This is a genomic window from Mesorhizobium sp. M7A.F.Ca.CA.002.05.1.1 (genome assembly GCF_003998335.1).
Classification (GTDB): Bacteria; Pseudomonadota; Alphaproteobacteria; order Rhizobiales; family Rhizobiaceae; genus Mesorhizobium.
In genome coordinates, this window is sequence record NZ_RZQI01001625.1 from 1 (window position 1) to 493 (window position 493).

The following is a 493-nucleotide window of genomic DNA, read 5'->3' on the forward strand; positions in this document are numbered from 1 at the left end:
AGAATGCGGCCGGGGAGATCGCGATGAAGAAGGTTTCGATATTGGTCGCCAGCTTTGCCGCTTTGTCGCCGCTGCCGTTTTCCGCCGGCGCCAGTGCGCAAGAACCGGTCGGCATGGCCAATCCGGCATCCGTCCATTGTGGCGATATCGGCGGGCGCCTGGTGATCAGGAAGGACAAGGCCGGCAACGAATATGGGTTTTGCCGCTTGCCCAATGGGCGCCTTTGCGAGGAGTGGGCGCTGTTTCGCGACAACAAGTGCATCGGGCCGAAGGCGGCCATGCGCCGCAAGTGACACACCTGCCATCATAGGGTGAGATCATGTCCGAACCGCATTCCCATTCGCATCTGTGGCCCGGCGTGCCACTCGCGCTTGGCTCTGCCGCCCTGTTCGGGGCGACGCCGCCGCTCAGCAAGCTGCTGCTCAATGGCGTCAATCCCTTCATGCTGGCCGGCCTGCTCTATCTCGGTGCCGGTCTTGGGCTGGCTCTGTAC

At 63.1% G+C, this 493-nt stretch carries 1 protein-coding gene and 1 pseudogene; both read left to right on the forward strand.

The genetic code is table 11. The features are described from left to right. A partial coding sequence (locus EN939_RS37415) for a putative hemolysin (protein ID WP_245473347.1) occupies nt 1-293 on the forward strand: 293 nt, incomplete at its 5' end. Between the two features lie 26 nt (nt 294-319). Further along, a pseudogene (locus EN939_RS39630) lies at nt 320-493 on the forward strand (EamA family transporter); the annotation flags it as partial.